This window comes from Stieleria varia, assembly GCF_038443385.1.
Taxonomy (GTDB): domain Bacteria; phylum Planctomycetota; class Planctomycetia; order Pirellulales; family Pirellulaceae; genus Stieleria; species Stieleria varia.
In genome coordinates, this window is record NZ_CP151726.1 from 1,365,727 (window position 1) to 1,383,674 (window position 17,948).

10 protein-coding genes are annotated in these 17,948 nt (G+C 56.4%); 6 read left to right on the top strand and 4 right to left on the bottom strand.

The genetic code is table 11. The annotated features are described in order from the left end of the window. The first annotated feature begins 325 nt into the window (after positions 1 to 325). Entirely contained in the window at positions 326 to 2,848 is a 2,523-nt protein-coding gene (locus Pla52nx_RS04785) for a glycosyltransferase (RefSeq protein ID WP_146519983.1), read from the top strand. An 18-nt stretch (positions 2,849 to 2,866) separates the two neighbouring features. Here Pla52nx_RS04785 and Pla52nx_RS04790 read toward each other — a convergent pair whose 3' ends face one another. The 3 genes from Pla52nx_RS04790 to Pla52nx_RS04800 all read right to left on the bottom strand — a co-directional run bounded on the left by Pla52nx_RS04790 (position 2,867) and on the right by Pla52nx_RS04800 (position 8,504). Continuing rightward, positions 2,867 to 3,469 carry a hypothetical protein gene (locus Pla52nx_RS04790; RefSeq protein ID WP_146519982.1) on the bottom strand — a complete coding sequence of 201 codons (603 nt, stop codon included), beginning with the start codon at positions 3,467 to 3,469 and terminating at the stop codon, positions 2,867 to 2,869. Positions 3,470 to 3,565: 96 nt separating this feature from the next. Then, on the bottom strand, positions 3,566 to 7,039 hold the full coding sequence (locus tag Pla52nx_RS04795) for an efflux RND transporter permease subunit (protein WP_146519981.1): 3,474 nt from the start codon (positions 7,037 to 7,039) through the stop codon (positions 3,566 to 3,568). A gap of 10 nt (positions 7,040 to 7,049) precedes the next feature. Next, positions 7,050 to 8,504, bottom strand: a complete 1,455-nt coding sequence (locus tag Pla52nx_RS04800) for an efflux RND transporter periplasmic adaptor subunit (protein WP_146519980.1) — start codon at positions 8,502 to 8,504, stop codon at positions 7,050 to 7,052. Here Pla52nx_RS04800 and Pla52nx_RS04805 point away from each other — a divergent pair. Next, complete coding sequence (locus tag Pla52nx_RS04805) at positions 8,503 to 8,646, top strand: hypothetical protein (protein ID WP_197454569.1); 144 nt, start codon at positions 8,503 to 8,505, stop codon at positions 8,644 to 8,646. The two genes, Pla52nx_RS04800 and Pla52nx_RS04805, sit on opposite strands and share 2 nt — an antisense overlap. Positions 8,647 to 9,617: 971 nt before the next feature. On the opposite strand, the gene Pla52nx_RS04810 is transcribed toward Pla52nx_RS04805, so the two are convergent. Then, positions 9,618 to 11,114 (bottom strand): TolC family protein, encoded by a 1,497-nt coding sequence (locus tag Pla52nx_RS04810; RefSeq protein WP_146519979.1) that lies wholly within the window; start codon positions 11,112 to 11,114, stop codon positions 9,618 to 9,620. 111 nt (positions 11,115 to 11,225) lie between these two features. On the opposite strand from Pla52nx_RS04810, the gene Pla52nx_RS04815 reads away from it, so the two are divergent. The 4 genes from Pla52nx_RS04815 to Pla52nx_RS04830 all read left to right on the top strand — a co-directional run bounded on the left by Pla52nx_RS04815 (position 11,226) and on the right by Pla52nx_RS04830 (position 17,937). Further along, on the top strand, positions 11,226 to 11,717 hold the full coding sequence (locus Pla52nx_RS04815) for a hypothetical protein (protein WP_197454568.1): 492 nt from the start codon (positions 11,226 to 11,228) through the stop codon (positions 11,715 to 11,717). Positions 11,718 to 11,817: 100 nt separating this feature from the next. Beyond that, the gene (locus tag Pla52nx_RS04820) at positions 11,818 to 12,180 is read left to right on the top strand and encodes a hypothetical protein (protein ID WP_231741955.1); all 363 of its coding nucleotides are present in this window, start codon (positions 11,818 to 11,820) and stop codon (positions 12,178 to 12,180) included. 95 nt (positions 12,181 to 12,275) lie between these two features. Further along, positions 12,276 to 14,384 carry an efflux RND transporter periplasmic adaptor subunit gene (locus tag Pla52nx_RS04825; protein ID WP_197454567.1) on the top strand — a complete coding sequence of 703 codons (2,109 nt, stop codon included), beginning with the start codon at positions 12,276 to 12,278 and terminating at the stop codon, positions 14,382 to 14,384. Beyond that, positions 14,377 to 17,937, top strand: coding sequence for an efflux RND transporter permease subunit (locus tag Pla52nx_RS04830; protein ID WP_146519977.1), 3,561 nt, complete (start codon positions 14,377 to 14,379; stop codon positions 17,935 to 17,937). Before Pla52nx_RS04825 ends, Pla52nx_RS04830 begins: the two co-directional genes overlap by 8 nt. Positions 17,938 to 17,948: the final 11 nt, after the last annotated feature.

Consider the following 17,948-nt stretch of genomic DNA (forward strand, 5'->3'; position numbering starts at 1 on the left):
TTGGTGTTGTGTCTTTTTGGGTTTGCGCAAGTTTATGTCCCTACTGCCGGCACAGCTGGTGGCCCCAGTGAGCCTCAGGCGCTAGCCGTGGGCCTGAGGCGGATTGTGGTGCCGGCCCACGGCTAGCGTCTGAGGCTCACTTTGATTGCGATGCATGGAACGAAAACATGGACCGAAAAAACAATGTCAACCCCAAACTTTGAGCAGTCCAGCACTAGCCCGTTCTACTAATCTCTTAATAGTTGCTATTGCGAGGATCGCATTGAACAAAGTAGCTTTCGGTCACAACGAACTACTAAATCCACCGTAGCATTGGGATGCATGGATGCACGATGTACAAACCGCCGACAACGTTCGCAGTAGCGACGCGGCAGAACTCATTCCCGCAAGTCAACGGCCCAGCATTTCGCTGATCTTGCCGGCATACAATGAAGCCGACGTGATTGCAGAAGCGCTCGGCGAAGCGATTGTGGCGTTATCGCAAGTCTGCACGGCGTATGAAGTCATCGTGGTCGATGACGGCAGCAGCGATGAGACGGCGGCGATCGTCCACCACGCTGCGTCAACGAACCCACAAATACGCCTGATTCAGCACTCGTCCAATCAAGGCTACGGTGCGGCAATTCGATCGGGATTTGCCGCGGCCGAAAAGGATTTGCTGGTTTTTACCGATGCGGATTGTCAGTTTGATTTGACAGAACTGGATCGTTTCGTGCTGCTCTCGGAGAGCTACGACATCGTCTGCGGGTATCGCATCGACCGCAAAGACACGCCACTTCGGTGCCTCTACTCCAAGGTCTACAACCTACTGGTACGTGCGTTTTTGGGCACGGATGTTCGTGACGTGGACTGCGCTCTCAAGATGCTCCATCGCGATTTGGCTCAGAAACTGCAAATTCGGGGCGATGGTTTTCTGGTCAATTCCGAAATCCTGACCCAATCACGACAACGCGGTCACAGTGTCGTCGAAGTCGGCGTTTCGCATCGTCCTCGTTTGCTGGGCGAAAGCACGGTATCGGTCCGGCACATTCCGACCGTCATGTCCTCGCTCTTGCGGTATTGGTGGAACGACGTGCAGTTTCCGAGCGCCCAGCCCGACCGGAATCCAGAGGCGGATTTGGAACCGAAGCCCCAGCACGAAGCTACCGGCGCCCTTGCTCCCTTTCGATTCGGGCGGGTGAGTGATCGTTGGCTTTCCTTCGGTCTGCTCTTAGTTGCCGCGATCTTTATGCTAACCAATCTTGGTTATCCGCTGATCGACCGTGACGAGACCCGCTACGCTGAAATTCCGCGTGAGATGCTCGCGACGGACAATTGGGTGGTGCCTCAATTGAACTTTCAAACCTACTATGACAAACCGCCGTTGGTGTACTGGTTGTGTGCGATCAGCTATCAACTGTTCGGTGTCGGCGAAGTTTCCGCGAGGCTCGTGCCTGCTTTGGCGGCACTAGCGACCCTTGCGGTGACGATGTTCTTTGGATCGCGTCTGTTCGGCAGCAGAATCAGCTTGCTCACCGGTATCGTCCTGTCACTGTCGGTCGGTTTCGCCTTTACCAGCCGCTATCTGTTGCTGGACGGTGTGCTTGCGTTGTTTGTGACGCTGTCTCTGTTTACGGCCTACGAAGCGATTCGTGCTTCACGGCTACGGATTGGCTGGTGGGTCGCGTCTGGCATTTTCGCCGGGCTTGGATTTCTCACCAAAGGACCGATCGCTGTGGTACTTTGGCTGCCACCGGTCGTTGCGATGGCGTGGCTGTCCGAATCTCACGCACGGCTTCGATGGTGGCACTATGGAATCGTCGGTGGTGTCGCCACGATCATTGCCGCGCCTTGGTTCTATATGGTGCACCAACAAGACTCCGATTTTTTGATTGAATTTTTCTACCGTCACAACGTCGCTCGGTTCGCGGGCGAGTTCCATGCAAAACCATTCTGGTTCTTTGTGCCGGTACTGCTTGTCGCTGGTCACCCCTGGTCGTTCCTCACGATCCCGTACGCTCGGTTCCTGTTCGGGCGTGGCGAAGCGGTTCGCAGTCGCAGGTCGCCCGCCATTGGCTTCCTGATGCTGTGGAGCGCTTGGTGTTTTACTTTTTTTTCGATGTCGAGTTGCAAACTGCCGACCTACCTGCTGCCTGCCGCCCCGGCGATGGCCTTGATGATCGGGCACTATCTCAACGAGATACTCCGCGACTCGGGAAACTCGATCGACCATTTTTTCGCTCCATTCTGGTCCGCCAGGATGGCAACCACCGCCACATGCATCGCCGGTGTGGGATTTGTGTTCTTCGTCATCATCTCAAGCGGTCAGGGTACGATCACGCTCTTTGCCTGGGCATTGCTGTGGGCCGTACTGCTGGGGACTGCACTGCTGACAACTTCCCGCGTCTGGTTGACAGACCGATATCGAGCCCACATCACCTGGGGAACCTCCACGGGAGTAGCGTTTCTATTCGCCCTGATGGTGATGCACCACATGGTTCCTGCCTACAGCCGCTCGCAAACGATTCTCGGCGACACCTCACCGCTGGTCGAGCAACTTGCCCAAGAAACTCAACCCGCTATCGCGACGATCGCACACGAGTTTTCCGAAGTGCCCTACTATCTAAACCGACAGAACATTGCCCACTTTCACCAGATCCACGATGACGGCATCGATCGGTTCGTAGCCGAGAACCCGACCTGCATGCTCGTCATCGATTCACGAATCGGTTTTCAGACGCTGCAAGAACAACTGCCCTCCGGTAGCCGGATCACGCAACTTTCGGAACGTGGATCAGCGAAGATTTATCAAGTGAAGTCACCTGGCTCCGCACCCCAGATCGCACAAAGGGACACGTTGTCACGATGACTCGGGCAAGGCGGCGGTCTAGTCGTGGTGTCCGTGAGCCACTTCTTTGAAGTCGCCGGAGTAAGGTGTACCATCGATCACGCCCGCAATCGTACCGGCATACTCCTGAACCACCCCGAGTTTTTCGTGATTGCCAACAAAGCGAGATGCTTTGCCCTCAGGGTCGCCATCTTGAGGCGACGCCATCAACGTGACTTGCATCACCGGATCGCTGATACTCAGATCGATTGATTCCGCGTCGATCGGAACCGGCGATTTCTCGTCAGCACCGAGGATATAAACGGTGCCTTCTTGTTTGTCGTGATCGACGGTGAACTCGACGTGATACTTTCCGCCGCCCCAGTCGGCGACGGTGCCATCGTGTGGGCCTGTGCCGTGACCTTCTGTGCCGTGACCTTCTGTGCCGTGACCTTCTGCACCGTGACCATCGTGGGACGCGTGTTCGGTGTCATCGACGTGTTTGGTGCCATCGGCGGGGACGTGCTCGCCTTGTGTATTTTCGGCTGGTGCCTCGGGAGACGATGCGGTTGTCGCGCTTTTAGGTGTGCCTTCTTTGCAACCGACAAAACTGAGCAGACATGCTGTGAGAAAAAGGGTGCAGATTGAAAGTGACCGTTTCATGATGGTTTCCTGTGAAAGTGTTGAAATGATTGTTCACTGAGTTCGAGTGTTTTTTCTGGGATCTCGATACCCACTTTGCTTCTTCTGTTGATTGGCTTAATTCATTCCAAATTCGTCCTCCACGGTTTCGAGTTTCGCGAGTCGAGCCGCGTCCTTGCCACTGAACTGCCAGAACAGTCCTGGGTGAATCAGAAATTCACAAAACGTCGATGTGGTCAATCCGCCAAGAATGACCGTTGCAACGGGATACAGAACCTCTCGACCTGGCTCTTGCCCGCCCAACACGAGCGGGATCAATCCGATGCCGGCGGTCAGGGCGGTCATCAAAACGGGTGCGAGTCGTTCGAGGCTGCCACGCAACACCATCTCTTGAGTGAAGTCTTCGCCTTCCTCTTTCATGAGATGAAAATAGTGCGTGACCAGCAGAATTCCATTACGCACCGCGATGCCACCGAGCGAAATGAATCCGACAAGGCTGGCAACGGTCAGGCTCTGTTGTGTGACGACGAGTGCCATCACGCCACCGATGAATGCGGTGGGCAATGCGTTGAGGATTTGCAGGACGATACGGATCGACGGGAACAAGACCAACAAGACCACGAACATTCCCACCACCGATACGCCCGCCAGCACGACAATGAGTTGTGTTGCCCGCTGTTGGCTTTCGAACTGTCCTCCGAATTCGATAAAATACCCCACCGGCAATTCGACTCGATCGGTGATCCGTTGTTTGATATCTCCCACTGCGCCGCCTAAGTCTCGGCCTTCGGTGTTGCAGCGAATCACGATGCGACGTCGCGCGTTCTCACGCAGAATGGAATTCGGCCCGGTACCGACGCCCACGTCCGCTACCTCGCGAAGCTCTATTTGCCCACGATCAGGTTGGTCGTTGCGATCGGGCAGGTCGATGCGTAGCCGATCGAGATTGGCATAGTCGGTGCGGTACTCTTCTTCTAGTCGCACCAGCAGATCGAATCGGCGTTGCCCTTCGAGGACTTGTGAAACGACCTCGCCTTGCAGTGCGGTTTGCAAAACGTCGGCAACATACTCGCGTGTCAAACCATACAAAGCCAAGTCGTCTGCTCGAAGTTCGATGTGCAGTTCCGCGGTCTCTTGAATCGGCTCGACCACCGGGGGCGTGATCCCGGGAACGTCTTGAATCGCCATCTCGACTTGCTCGGCCACTCGCTGCAGCGTGTCTAAATCGTCACCGTGGACTTTGATCGCGATCTGAGCATAAACGCCCGAGATCATGTGGCTGATCAAGTGGGCAAGCGGTTGCTCGACTTCGATGTCTACGCCGGGAGCTTCATTGCTGATCCGTTCTCGCAACTGTGCAAGGAGCTGTTCTCGTTCGGTGGGCGATTCCGGATTCATGCTCAGAATGTATTCGCCGAAGTTGACCGGCGATGCGTGTTCGTCCATCTCTGCACGCCCGGTTCGCCGAACAAAGTGCAATATTTCGCCATCAGGGTTCTCATCGTTTTTTTGCATCGACAGAAATACCGCATCGATCGCCTTTGACACCTGATTGGATGCATCGAGTGATGAACCAGGAGGCAGCGTGACGTTGACTTGAACGCTCCCCTCGTCGAAGGGTGGCAAGAAATTCCTGCCCAACGATGACATCTGCCATGCCGCGACAGCAACTGCTAGCCAAGTCAAGATCAGTAGCGTTCGCGGCATCGCCATACTGAGTCGAATCAGGTAGGTCACGCTTTTCTTCAATCCATGCAGCAAGAATCCGTCGCCTGTGTGGTGAGTTGCCCGCGAGTTCGGCAGCAGGTAAAAGGAAAGTACCGGGGTCACGGTCATCGAGACGACGAACGACGAGAGGATGGACACGATGTAAGCAATGCCCAGTGGCGTGAACAATCGACCTTCCACGCCTGACAATGCGAACAACGGCATGAAGGATAAAATGACGACCGCGGTACCAAATACGATGGAGCTGCGAATTTCCTTGCTCGCCTCAAAAGTGATGGCGATGGCTGAACTACGTTGATCGACCGGCAACGAATTGTTCTGTTTCAGACGTCGAAAGATGTTTTCGACATCCACGATTGCGTCATCAACGAGCTCCCCCATGGCGACGGCGATTCCCCCCAGCGTCATGACGTTGATGGACAGCTCGGTACCGCTGATCCAACCCATGATGCGAAAGGTGAGTGTCGTCAGCACGAGCGACAATGGGATCGCAGTCAGCGTGATGAACGTGGTGCGAAAATTCAACAGGAACAGAAACAGGACGATGATGACCAGCACCGCACCGATCACTAACGCTTCGGCAACGTTGAAAATGCCGCGGTCGATGAAGTTTCGCAAACGAAACAGTTCTGAATTGACGATGATGTCCGCCGGCAGCGAGGCTTCCACCTCAGCAAACGCATCCGCGACCGCATCGCTCAGTTCGCGAGTGTCAACATGCGGTTGCTTGACCGTCGTGAACACAATCCCTGGTCGGCCGTTGACACTGCCGTCACCACGTTTGAATTGAGGACCTTCGGTCACGCGTGCGACTTGCTGCAACAGGACCGCGCGTTTGGTGTGATTGCCAACGGGAACCTTTTTCAGATCCTCAATCACGACTCGCGATGCCGGTCCAAGGCGACCAAGAACGCGAATCGGTCGTTCGGTTTCCCCGGTGACGGCAAATCCGCCGCTTGTATTGATGTTGCTTGCCCGCAACGCTCGTTCGACGTCTTGGACGGTGACTCCGTATTCAAGCAGGGCGGTCGGATCAATCAAGATTTGATACTGCTTGCGATCACCGCCGAGCATAAACACTTCCGCAACGCCAGTCACTTTTAGCAATCGTGGGCGAATGATCCAATCGGCAACGGTGCGCAGTTCGAGCTGCTGTTTTTCGACAGTGAAGAAATTTGCATCGTAGGACTTGCCGTCAATTTGAATGACCGCCTTACCAACCGGGTTGCCCTGCGATTGAGTGATGGTGGTGTCCGCCTGCCACTGAGTCTCCGTTGGTTGTATCTTCGTCCATGTTGAAAAATCATGGCGATCACCCGGCAACCACACACCGATTTGAAAGTCTCCGTCTTGGCCGACGACCATCTCGGCCATCATTTCTGTATTGCCGACTTGCGACAGCCTGCCTCCGCCGGGACCGTTTTGGCGATAGATACCCGCGACGATGATCTGACCCATGATCGACGAGGGGGGCGTCATCTGTGGGCGAACCCCGTCAGGCAAGTTGCCCTCCAGCGTCGACAACCTTTCTTGCACGGTTTGTCGGGCCGCACGGATTTCAGTTGACCAATCGAACTCGATGTAGATGACATTCAATCCGGCGGTCGATTGACTGCGAACGGCTTGCACCCCGCTGGCCCCCATCAAGGCGATTTCGATCGGCTGGGTCACCAGTGTTTCGACCTCTTCCGTCGCCAGTCCAGGAGCCTCCGTGATGATGACGACACGTGGTCGATCAAGGTCAGGGAAGACATCAATCGACATTTGAGCCGCCAAGTACGATCCGTAGATCAGCACAAACAGGCTGACAAAGACGACCAGCATCCGGTAGCGAAGCGAGAGCTTGATGATTGCGTCGAGCATGTTGAATCCTTTAGTGGGCTGCATGCACGGTGCCGTCGGCATGAACGTGGACACCTGGTTGCTCTCCGCTGGCTGATTGCGACTTCAACACCCGGTTGAGCGATGCCGCTGAGCTTTGTGCCAGGAAGGAGCCCGATGTGATGCTGCCATCGTTGGCGATGACGATTGACCGGCGATCCTCGTGCAGCACGTGAACTGGGATCTGTTTGAACAGGTCTCCGTTTTGTCGGAAAACGTAGGCTTCGGGGCCTTCCCGAACGACCGCTTCGGAAGGCAAGACGAACACGTCGTCGAATTTTTCAACCGGGACGTGAATACGCACTCGTTGGCCAGGTCGAAAACGCCAGACGAGAAAGGCACGCTCCGGCTCACCGTACAATCGCGACTGATTGGTTAGCGGAATAAAGAAATCAAACGTGCGACTGTTCGTGTCGATCGAATTGGACAGATGGCGAATGTTGAAGGTCTGCTCCAACTCTGGCCAGCGGCCCTCCTTGTCCTCAGCAAGCTTGTCCTCAGCAAACTCGTCCTCGGCAAACTCGACTTCGATGGGACGTTTTTCCTGCGCGGCCTGCTCAAGAAACGCGGCCTCGCGTTTGAAGGCATGCCCGACGACGTACAGCATTTGGTGATTGGCCAGATTTGCGAGCAACTGTCCGGCTTGAACTTGCTGTCCCAGTTCAACGGATAGTTCTTGCACCTCGTACGCAATCTCTTGACTGTCTACCGTTTCATTGACGAAGGTGACCTGCTCAATCGCTTGCAGGGAAATCCGTTTCGTAACGCTTGATAAATCGCGAACTGGTGGAGCGACGACATCGACGGTCGATACGAATTTCCCCGATTCAATTTGCTGAACTTGATCGGGCGTCAATCCACGAGTCAGCAGTTCCTGACGAGCCGCCTGGATCAACGTGTTTTGACGACTGATCTCACTTTGTAATTCGATGATCTTGGACCGCGAAATCGCGCCGGTGTTGACCGCGCCGGAGAGTCGATCGATCTCGGCTTGGATGATCACCTTTTCCTGGCGAGCTTTGAAAAGCTGAGTCTGGGTCGACTGCAGATACTCACTGAACAGTCGCAGCGTGAACAGCGGTTCGCCAGGCCGCATCGTGTCTCCAGGAAACGCGTGGATTGCGGTCACAACGCCGACCGCAGGCGATGTGACCCCCCGGTCAGATAGTCCCGGACGATCAGCGACTTCGCCAGGAATCACAACCGTACGCCAGTACGACTGAGGCCGGGCGGCTTTCGATGTCAACGACAGGTTCTTGCGAGCCTGCTCGCTGATTTCCAACACGGTCTGCTGCTGAACGGATTCTGCTGTCGGACGATCTGTGGGCGTTTCGGATGTCGCCTGTTGCGGGAAAAGTTGTGTGCGGAACGTCCAGCCCGCGAACAACACGGCCACCAGAATCGCAGGCCCCACCAACGACTTGGAAATTGAAAACAATCGGTTCATGAAACTATCTCGTCATCAGTCTGCGGTACAGCATCGACACAACGGATTTGCGAATGCGCACACAGAAACGCTGTGTCTATCAATGAAGGTTGGCGAAATCACCGAGAAAGAAATCTGGCGTTATGACGCCGAGATTCGGTGATGCGAGTCCGCTATAGCCGTAGCGAAGCGACAAGAAGATAGATCGGTAGCCCTACTGGTCGAACGGACACTTGATCCGAACGATTTATAAATCGTCGATCCGGCCGATCAGCATCGACCTCAACAAACGTGCAACTATTCTCGAAACTCAGTTGCCGGGCGATGGAAGCACGACCCAACACGCTGCTGGGCTGAACAACATAGATCGCGTCAGAGTCATGATCCGCTGGAGCCGACAAAAACGTGATCTCGGGCAATGGGCTGGTTCCGTCTACGTCCTGATGAACGTGTCGATGATCAACACCATGGTTGTGCCCATGATTCGACTTGTACCCATGATTCGCGTCAGCTCCGCCACTCGCATCGTGGCAGTGGTGACCATGCGTGTGCCCAGAAGACGTATGCCCAGAAGACATATGTAGATGGGGGCGAGCTGAGTGGTCTTCCGGTTCGAGCAAACCGCTACCGGCATGTGAATGAGGCAACGTTTGCCCCAGCACAAACAGCGGAATCAGCAGAATGGCGGGAAGTCGGTTCAAACAAATGACTCAAAGAGTTGGAAATCTGGACGATTGAAGTATAGGCGGTCGAATCTTGACAGCCTAGTCCGGATTGTTCATGCGACTCAATACGGTCATCGCAACACGTTTGCGTGAAAAGGCTTGCGCTGGACTGCTCAATGTTTGGGGTTGAACTTGTTTTTTCAGTCCATGTTTTTGTTCCATGCATCGCAATCAAAGTGAGCCTCAGGCGCTAGCCGTGGGCCGGCACCACAATCCGCCTCAGACCCACGGCTAGCTCCTGAGGCTCACCGGGGGCCACCGGCTGCGTCGGCAGTAGGGCCATAAACTTGTGCAAACCCAAAAGACACAACACCAACCTTTGAGCAGTCCAGGCCTGCGCTGGACTGGCACGAAAACAGTCCGCGCACATCAGCCGGGCTAGTAAAGACGAGAAAAATGGCTGGTGCGATCAACTGGGACAGCCGACGGCTCGTTCCATTTGGGCGAGAGTACTGGCGAGGGTGGCTTGGGTTCGGGCCACTTGGACTTGCAGGGCAAGGAGTTCGCGGTAGGTTGCGACCAGGTCGGTAAAGTCAGCTTTCTTGTTTTGATAGTCGGCCGTGCTGAGCGTGAGAGTTTGTTCGGTGCGGGGAATGAGTCGCGTTCGCAGGAGTTCGAGCTGTTCGACCGCGGCGTACGCGGCGGCGACTTGGCGGCGAAGCGTGCCACGGAGACGATCGCGTTCGGCTTCGCGGCGCAGCGCCGTGCTGCTGCGATTGTGGGCCGCTTCGCTGATCCCAGCGTTGATCTTGTCTCGCCAAATCGGCAGCGTCACCCCGAGAGAGAAGTTGATATTGTCATGACCGTTGGCGACGGGGCTGATCACATCATGATCGTCACTGACAATCGAGTAGCCCAAGCCAAGCTGAAAGTCGGGGTACTGCTGCAAACAAGCAAGCGACTCCTTGGCTCTGTCGCGGGCTATTTCAGCAGCGAGTCCCTGCAGCGTCGGGTTGCAATGCTCTGCTTGCGCGATCAGCAACTCGATTTGCGGAACCACTTCGTCAACGTTGAGATCGTCGGTCGTTGAGACCGTGTCGTTCACTGGCATTCGGACCAGGGCACCGAGATCGGCACGTGCCTGCTCGCGTTGCCGACGCAGCGTGATCAGTTGTTCGGCCAAGCGATCGCCTTCGAGTTCGGCGCGCAGCACATCCTGTTGGCTGCCGCCCGTCGTGTAGCGGGCTTGGGCAACGGTGATGAGGTCTTCCACCAACTCGGTGTTGTCATCGACGATTCGCACCAGTTCGGTGGCCAGCCAGAGTTCGTAGTACGCCAAGCGAACGGCCTCGACGATCTCACTTTCCTTTCGAGCGACCTCCGCCCGAGCGACTTGGACTTCACGGCATGCGACCTGCCCTCGAGCATCCAGCTTTTCTGGCCAAGGAACCTTTTGGCTGAGTGAGAACTGATGGCCGATGCGTCCGCCAGCGGTCTGCAGGGCTTGGTCGTGGATGGGCCAAAAGGTGTTGCCGACAATGGGGTCTTCGAGCGCTGTGGCTTGTGGAATCCGGTGGGACGCGGCAGCGACCTGTTGTCGAGCGGCGGCAATGGACGGGTGAGATGCCATGGCCGTGGCGATCAGATCGTCGAGCGTGACAGGGGCATCGGGGCTTTCGACATCTGGATCCGCTGTCTCAGCGATGGCTTCATCGAGCCGGTATCCCACCAGCATTGCGTCGGTGGAATCCTCGATGGCAATATCGTGCCCCGAAATCGGCTGAGCAGGTTTAGCCGTCGGACTGGGGGCAATCGAAACGGCCGCGTCCGGCGGAGGCAAAGCTGGCTTGGAGACAACGCAATCGCTAGCTGATCGGCAGCCGGACAGCGTGACCAACAGGGCGAGGAGAAACTTTTGCTTCCGTCGCGGCGGCGATTTTGCTGTTGTTTTTCGCCGCTGGCTCATTCGCGTCGCGCCTAAGGTCCCACTGGTAACAATCTTTACGCTTGAACTCTATTCGGCACCCAGTGATAATGCTGATACTCCATTTGGGGATGTTTCCTCCAGTCGTTACGAATGAACCTCACAATAATCCGCATCGCCGCTACCGCTTGCCTGATCGTCAGCACGACGATTCAGCCAATGGTTGCATTGGCGATGCTGGGAAACTGTGCGGATGAGGTTTGCGAGCAATCGCAGATGTGTCTCGGCTGTGGTTGTTGCGAGGTTCAGTCGTCGAGTGATCGCTGCTGTTGCTGCACTCCGGAAACCGAGCCCGCAAAGCAACCCATCAACGACGACGACCAATCGACCCAGGAAAGCAGCGTTGTTCTTGTCGCCGCAAGTCCTGAGGTATCGCGTTGCACGTGCGGCATCTCACCACCGCCGATGGACCGAACGACTCCCCGCGATCTGGTCGTTCGCGAACGATCGATTCGGCTGTCGATGTTGGATTTTGTCGTCTTGGACGATTCTCCAGCACCTGTAGAACGCCCCAGGGTGATCGACGATTCATTCGGCAGCCGTGCCGATTTCTCACAGCGTGTTCTCTGTGTTTGGCGGATTTAACGAATTTCGAGCGTGAGCGTGCGCGCTCATCTTAACGAAATTCAATGATTCCCAAACTCCTTTGACGGACCAAGTTCCGTCGTTTCCAGAGAGAACTTTCATGCGCTATTTTTTAACTTTCACTGCTCTGCTGCTCGTCTCGGCCACCTTCGTCGGTTGCTCTGAATCGCAAGATACGGCAACGGTGCCGCCGGTGACCGACCCTGCCGAAGCGACGCCTGTCAGCTTTGCCAACACCAAGTGCCCGATCATGGGCGGCAAGCCGACCAAAGAATTGACCGTCGAGTACGACGGCAAGACGATCGGTTTCTGTTGTGACGGATGCCCCGAGAAATGGGCGGAGCTGAGCGACGAAGTCAAGGCGGAAAAGTTCGCCAAGGTCGACGCTCATGCGGCGTCTGAGCAGGCGGAGTCGGCTCACGATGGCGAAGCACACGATCACTCGGCAGACGCCACCAAGTAGGTGGCTCTTTTTCCACACGGCCTGTGAAGCAAGACCGGCGACGGCGTCCCCTCGTGGGATGCGGTCGTCGGCTGCTTCGCTGGATGGAGTGAACCATGAGTGAAAACAATCCAAAGTCCAACTCTGCCCTGAAGTGGCTCGGCCGAACGGTCACGCACGCTTGTGTCTTGCTGGCAGTCTTTGTATTCGGCATCGCGTCGATCGGTTTGGCTCAGCGACTGGGCTGGATTCGTAGCGACAACCAAGTTGCAACGAGCGGCACCTCCGATTCAAACAACGGTGAGACGACCTATACGTGTCCGATGCACCCGCAGATTCGCCAAAACCAGCCTGGCAACTGCCCGATTTGTGCGATGAAGTTGGTGCAGGTTACTGATTCGACAAAGACGCCGACTGCCAAGAATGACGCGCATGCCAGCCACGGCGATGACCGCTACATCTGCCCGATGATGTGTACTCCGGCATCGAGCGAGCCGGGGCGATGCCCGGTTTGTGCGATGAGTTTGGTCAAGGCAACCGGCAACGGTCGTAGCGATGGGATGTCGGTTACCATCGAGCCTGCCGCGCGGCGTTTGATTGGCATTCAAACGGCAACCGCGGAACTCGGACCTGTCTCGCAAACCATTCGCACCATCGGCTCGGTCGACTACGACGAGAGCAAGCTGGCGACCATTTCCGCTTACGTCGGCGGTCGTATCGAAAAACTGTACGCGAACTATGTCGGTGTGCCGGTTGAAAAAGACGATGACCTTGCGTTGATCTACAGCCCCGATTTGTACTCGGCACAAGTGGAGTACCTGACGGCTCTGCAAGGCGGCGGACTGAAGCGGCTCGGTGGCTCAGCCGACATGAGTGAGCTCGCACAACAAAAACTGATCGAGCTCGGATTGACCGAAGACCAAGTGGCCGAACTTCGTTCGCGTGGGAAAGCCGAGAGCCGGATTCGCGTTCGCTCGCCGATCAAAGGAACCGTGATTGAGAAATTCGCCGTCGAAGGTGACTACATCAAAACGGGTGACAAGATTTACCGCATCGCCGATTTGTCGACCGTTTGGCTGATGCTCGATTTGTTTCCAGACGATGCCGCTCGCATTCGTTTCGGACAACAGGTCACGGCGGAGGTTTCGTCCCTTCCTGGAGAAGTATTCACGGGACGCGTCGCCTTCATCGACCCGACGGTGAACCCCAAGACTCGCACCGTTCAAATTCGCGTGGAGATGCTGAACCCGGACGCAAAGCTGAAACCGGGTGATTACGCCACTGCGAGAATTGACGTCCCGGCCATTCGCCAAGACAGAATCTATGACCCTCTGCTTGCCGGAAAATTCATAAGTCCGATGCACCCGCAGGTAATCCGCGATCAGCCGGGCGATTGCCCGATCTGCGGCATGGATTTGATTTCGACATCAACGCTCGGATACGCCAGCGAGCCGCTACCGAAACAGCTCGTCGTCACCGTTCCCCGCGATGCCGTGTTGATGACGGGCGAAAACAGCGTCGTTTATGTCGAGACCGAACCCGGGCGATTTGAAGTTCGCCGCGTGACGGTGGGGCCGATGACGGACGATCGTGCCGTCATCTTGGAAGGCATCTCGTCGGGCGAAACCGTTGCCACCAGCGGCAACTTTTTGATTGATTCGCAGATGCAACTTGCCGGGAATCCGTCCCTGATGGATCCAAGTAAAGCGGCCAGTTATCCGCCAGGACCACTCGTGCTGCCCGATAGCGAACCGATCGTCTTGTCCGGAGAAAGCGGCGACCAATTTGACCGCGCCTATGCCGCCTACTTCGAAATACAAAAAGCTCTGTCGGCAGATCAAAGTCCTCCACCGCGTGAATTGAAGACGCTTGATGAGTCGCTGGGCAGGCTCATCAAAATGGCCGACGTTCCCGACGAAGCACAAAGCCATTTACAAAGTGCCAAGCAATCGCTTTCTCGGATGCATGGTTCTCTGGAACAAATTCGCAAGCCCTTTCGACCATTGAGTCATTCGCTTCTCCGAGCAGCAACCATTGCTCGCGGTAAGGAGACGGCGGCAAAATTGGTTCACATGTACTGCCCGATGGTGCCCGGTGGCGGTGGCGATTGGATGCAATCCGGCGGCGAACTGGTCAATCCGTATTGGGGCAGTGAGATGCTCTCATGCGGGGAAATCGTCAGGGAGATGGGGAGACAAAAGGACGGGGAGACTCCAGATGCTTAACGCGATCATTCGCTTCTGCGTCAAAGAGCCCTGGCTGGTCGTGCTGTTGACAGTCGGCGTGACGGTTTTCGGTTGGATAAGCTACCGCCGAGTTCCGATTGATGCGATTCCAAACATCGGTGAAAACCAAGTCATCGTACTGACGCCTTGGCCTGGCCGGTCGCCCAAAGACATCGAAGACCAAGTCACCTATCCGCTGAGTGTTTCGCTGCTTGCGGTGCCTGGTGCCGAGTCGGTTCGCGGCAAAAGTATGTTCGGATACAGCTTCGTCCAAGTCACCTTCAAGGATAGCGTTGACTTTTACTGGGCACGCAGCCGTGTTTCAGAGCAACTCGGCACCGCCGCCTCTCAATTGCCCGAAGGAGTCGTCCCCCAACTCGGTCCCGATGCCACCGGGCTTGGCCAAGTATTCTATTACGTGTTGGTTCCGCCGAAGGACGGCATGAGCCTTGCCGATCTACGTAGCCTGCAAGATTTTGTCATCAAGTATGATTTGCAGGCCGTGGAAGGCGTCAGCGAAGTCGCTTCTATCGGCGGCTACGTTCGCCAATACCAAATCGAAGTCGACCCGGACAAACTTCGCTATCACGGCATCCCACTGGACCAGGTCGTGTCCGCGATCCGAGCCAGCAATCTGGATGTCGGAGCGAAGACCGTTGAAGCAGGCGGAATGGAGTACATCGTTCGCGGCAAGGGTTTTCTTGGCAGCGATGGTGCCACGGAAAAGACGATTCGCGACATCGAGCAGTCCGTCATCATGCAACGCGACGGCGTCCCGGTCCGTGTTCGCGACGTTGCAGGCGTGCAACTCGGTCCCGACTTTCGCCGCGGGGCGCTCGATTACAACGGAGCCGAAGCGGTCGGTGGCGTGGTGGTCATGCGATACGGCGAGAACCCTCGCGCGGTCATTGAGCGGGTGAAGGACAAGATTGCCCAGATCGAACCGTCCCTTGATGGCGTCAGGATCAAGGGCATCTATGATCGCACCGGACTGATCGATGAAACGGTCGCAACTCTTTCGACGGCACTGCGAGATGAGATCCTGATCACAGCGGTCGTCATTCTGCTTTTCTTGCTGCACATCCGCAGCAGTTTCATCGTCGCCGTCACGCTGCCGATTGCTGTACTGCTTTCATTTATCGCAATGAATGTGTTCGGCGTCGGTGCAAACATCATGTCGTTGGCTGGAATTGCTATTGCCATTGGAACGATGGTGGATATGGCGATCATCGTCAGCGAGAACATCTATCAACACTTGGCGGACTGGGAGTCGGGAAACACCACGGGCGAAACTGACGGTGAATCGGCAACAGACGCTTCCGCCCCAGATTCCCTCCAGGCCAATTTTCCGCGTTCACGCAGCGAGGTCATTTACGAAGCGGCTGCGGAGGTTGCACCGGCTGTCGTCACCGCCGTCACCACAACCATCGTCAGCTTTCTGCCCGTGTTCTTTTTGACCGGCCGCGACTACAAGCTGTTCGCACCGTTGGCGATGACCAAGACGTTCGCGATCTCGGCGGCGTTGATCGCAGCGGTGACGATCGTCCCCACGCTATGCCAATTGATGCTCCGCAGTGCAAACCATCGAAAGCGAACCGCTTTGGTGGCAGCGATTGCGGCATCCGCTTTGTTCAGCCTGACCGCTTTGTTTATCTGGGGACATCATGTCGTCGAGGAGTTTGGGCTGCCGCTGTGGGCGGTGACTGCGACGACGGCGCTGCTGGGCGCGGCCGCAGGTTGGATGCTGACTCGCGAACGTGTGCGACCGATGGACGAGAACATCGTCAGTCGTTTCATCGTCTGGGTTTATCGTCCAACGCTGTCGTTTTTCTTACGGCACAAACTGGCGTTCATGGCTTTGCCGTCATTGATTGTGATATTGGGACTCGGCGGATGGTTCGGACTTCCGTCAGTTGTCGCTCCGTTTGAGCGAGCGGCAGAGAAGCTTGGTGTTCGGCCCAACGAATTGCCAGGCTACGTTGACCTAAAGCACACTTTCACCGGGCTTCAATCCGACGATTGGATCGCGTTGGATGAAGGCAGTTGGTTCTACATGCCAACGCTTTACCCGGCGGCAAGTTTCAGCCAGTCCATGCAAATGCTGCAAACACAGGACGCGTTGATCGGACAGATCCCCGAAGTCAGCGACGTACTGGGCAAGATCGGTCGGATTGATTCGGCCCTTGACCCAGCGCCCGCCGCCATGATCGAAACCTACGTCATGCTGAAACCACGTCAGCAGTGGCGTCCGGGTGTCACGGCCCGTGACATCTGGGATCAAATCAACCGCGTCGCAACGCTACCGGGAGTGACGCCCGCGTCACCGTTGCAACCCATCGAAGGTCGCGTCGTGATGTTGCAAAGCGGTATCAAGGCGCCGATGGCAATTCGCATTTACGGAGACGACTTGCAGACACTCGCCGACGCAGCGTTGCAAGTTTCCGAGCATCTCCGGCAATCACCCTACGTCAATGCGGGGACGGTCAATCCCGATATTGTGCTCGGCAAGCCCTACATCGAATTCACCGTTGATCGTGAGGCGGCTTCGCGTTACGGCATGTCAGCTCAGATGGTCAACCAAGTCATTGAGACCGCACTGGGCGGGATGAACTTGATCCATACCGTCGAAGGACGAGAGCGCTATCCCGTTCGCTTGCGTTACAACCGCGATCTGCGGGAACGAGTCGAACAGCTCGATCGCTTGCCCGTCGTCACGCACAGCGGAGCCGTCGTGCCGCTGGGCGAGTTGGCGAAGTTGGAGACGACGTGGGGACCGGGCGCGATCAATAGTGAGAACGCTCGCTTGATCGCTCACGTGTCTTTCACGTCCAACGGTGCGACCGGTGATTTGGAATCCATCGCCGCCATCGAACAATCCCTGCTCGAGGCTCAGTCGCTGCCGGCCAGTGATCCCAATCGCCTTGCGCTACCACCCGGCTATTCGCTCGAAGCCGTTGGCAGTTTCCGCAATCAGATCGAAGCCAACCGGCGGTTGATCTGGTTGGTGCCGTTGGTGATTGTCATCAATCTGCTGGTCATCTATCTGCAATTTCGTCACATCCCGATCACGCTGGCCGTGTTCGCCGGGATCCCTGTCGCGTTCGGCGGCGGCATGATCTTGCTGGCCATCTACGGAGCCGAAATGAACACCGCGATTTGGGTCGGGTTCATTGCCCTGTTCGGTATCGCGGTTGATGACGGCGTGGTGATCGCAACCTATCTCGATCAAGTCTTTACGAAACGACGACTGAACACCATTGCTGATATACGAGCCGCGACAATTGAGGCGGGTGTCAGGCGAATTCGACCTTGCCTGATGACAACGGCAACCACCCTGGTCGCACTCGTCCCCGTGCTGATGGCGACCGGCCGGGGGGCCGATGTCGCCCGCGCGATGGCGTTGCCGGTGTTCGGTGGAATGGCCGTGGAAGTGATCACGCTGTTCGTTGTCCCCGTCGTCTACTGCGGCTTCAAAGAATTCAAAATGAATCTCGGCCTAGCGGATCACCACTGGAAAGGCACCGAAGATACGCCTCATCAATGGACAGCGTAGTGGGTTTCTCC

Coding starts and splice junctions, on each gene's coding strand:
- Pla52nx_RS04815 (WP_197454568.1), top strand. CDS start 11,226: ATGAACCTCACAATAATCCGCATCGCCGCTACCGCTTGCCTGATCGTC.
- Pla52nx_RS04800 (WP_146519980.1), bottom strand. CDS start 8,504: ATGAACCGATTGTTTTCAATTTCCAAGTCGTTGGTGGGGCCTGCGATT.
- Pla52nx_RS04785 (WP_146519983.1), top strand. CDS start 326: ATGCACGATGTACAAACCGCCGACAACGTTCGCAGTAGCGACGCGGCA.
- Pla52nx_RS04825 (WP_197454567.1), top strand. CDS start 12,276: ATGAGTGAAAACAATCCAAAGTCCAACTCTGCCCTGAAGTGGCTCGGC.
- Pla52nx_RS04830 (WP_146519977.1), top strand. CDS start 14,377: ATGCTTAACGCGATCATTCGCTTCTGCGTCAAAGAGCCCTGGCTGGTC.
- Pla52nx_RS04820 (WP_231741955.1), top strand. CDS start 11,818: ATGCGCTATTTTTTAACTTTCACTGCTCTGCTGCTCGTCTCGGCCACC.
- Pla52nx_RS04790 (WP_146519982.1), bottom strand. CDS start 3,469: ATGAAACGGTCACTTTCAATCTGCACCCTTTTTCTCACAGCATGTCTG.
- Pla52nx_RS04810 (WP_146519979.1), bottom strand. CDS start 11,114: ATGAGCCAGCGGCGAAAAACAACAGCAAAATCGCCGCCGCGACGGAAG.
- Pla52nx_RS04795 (WP_146519981.1), bottom strand. CDS start 7,039: ATGCTCGACGCAATCATCAAGCTCTCGCTTCGCTACCGGATGCTGGTC.
- Pla52nx_RS04805 (WP_197454569.1), top strand. CDS start 8,503: ATGAAACTATCTCGTCATCAGTCTGCGGTACAGCATCGACACAACGGA.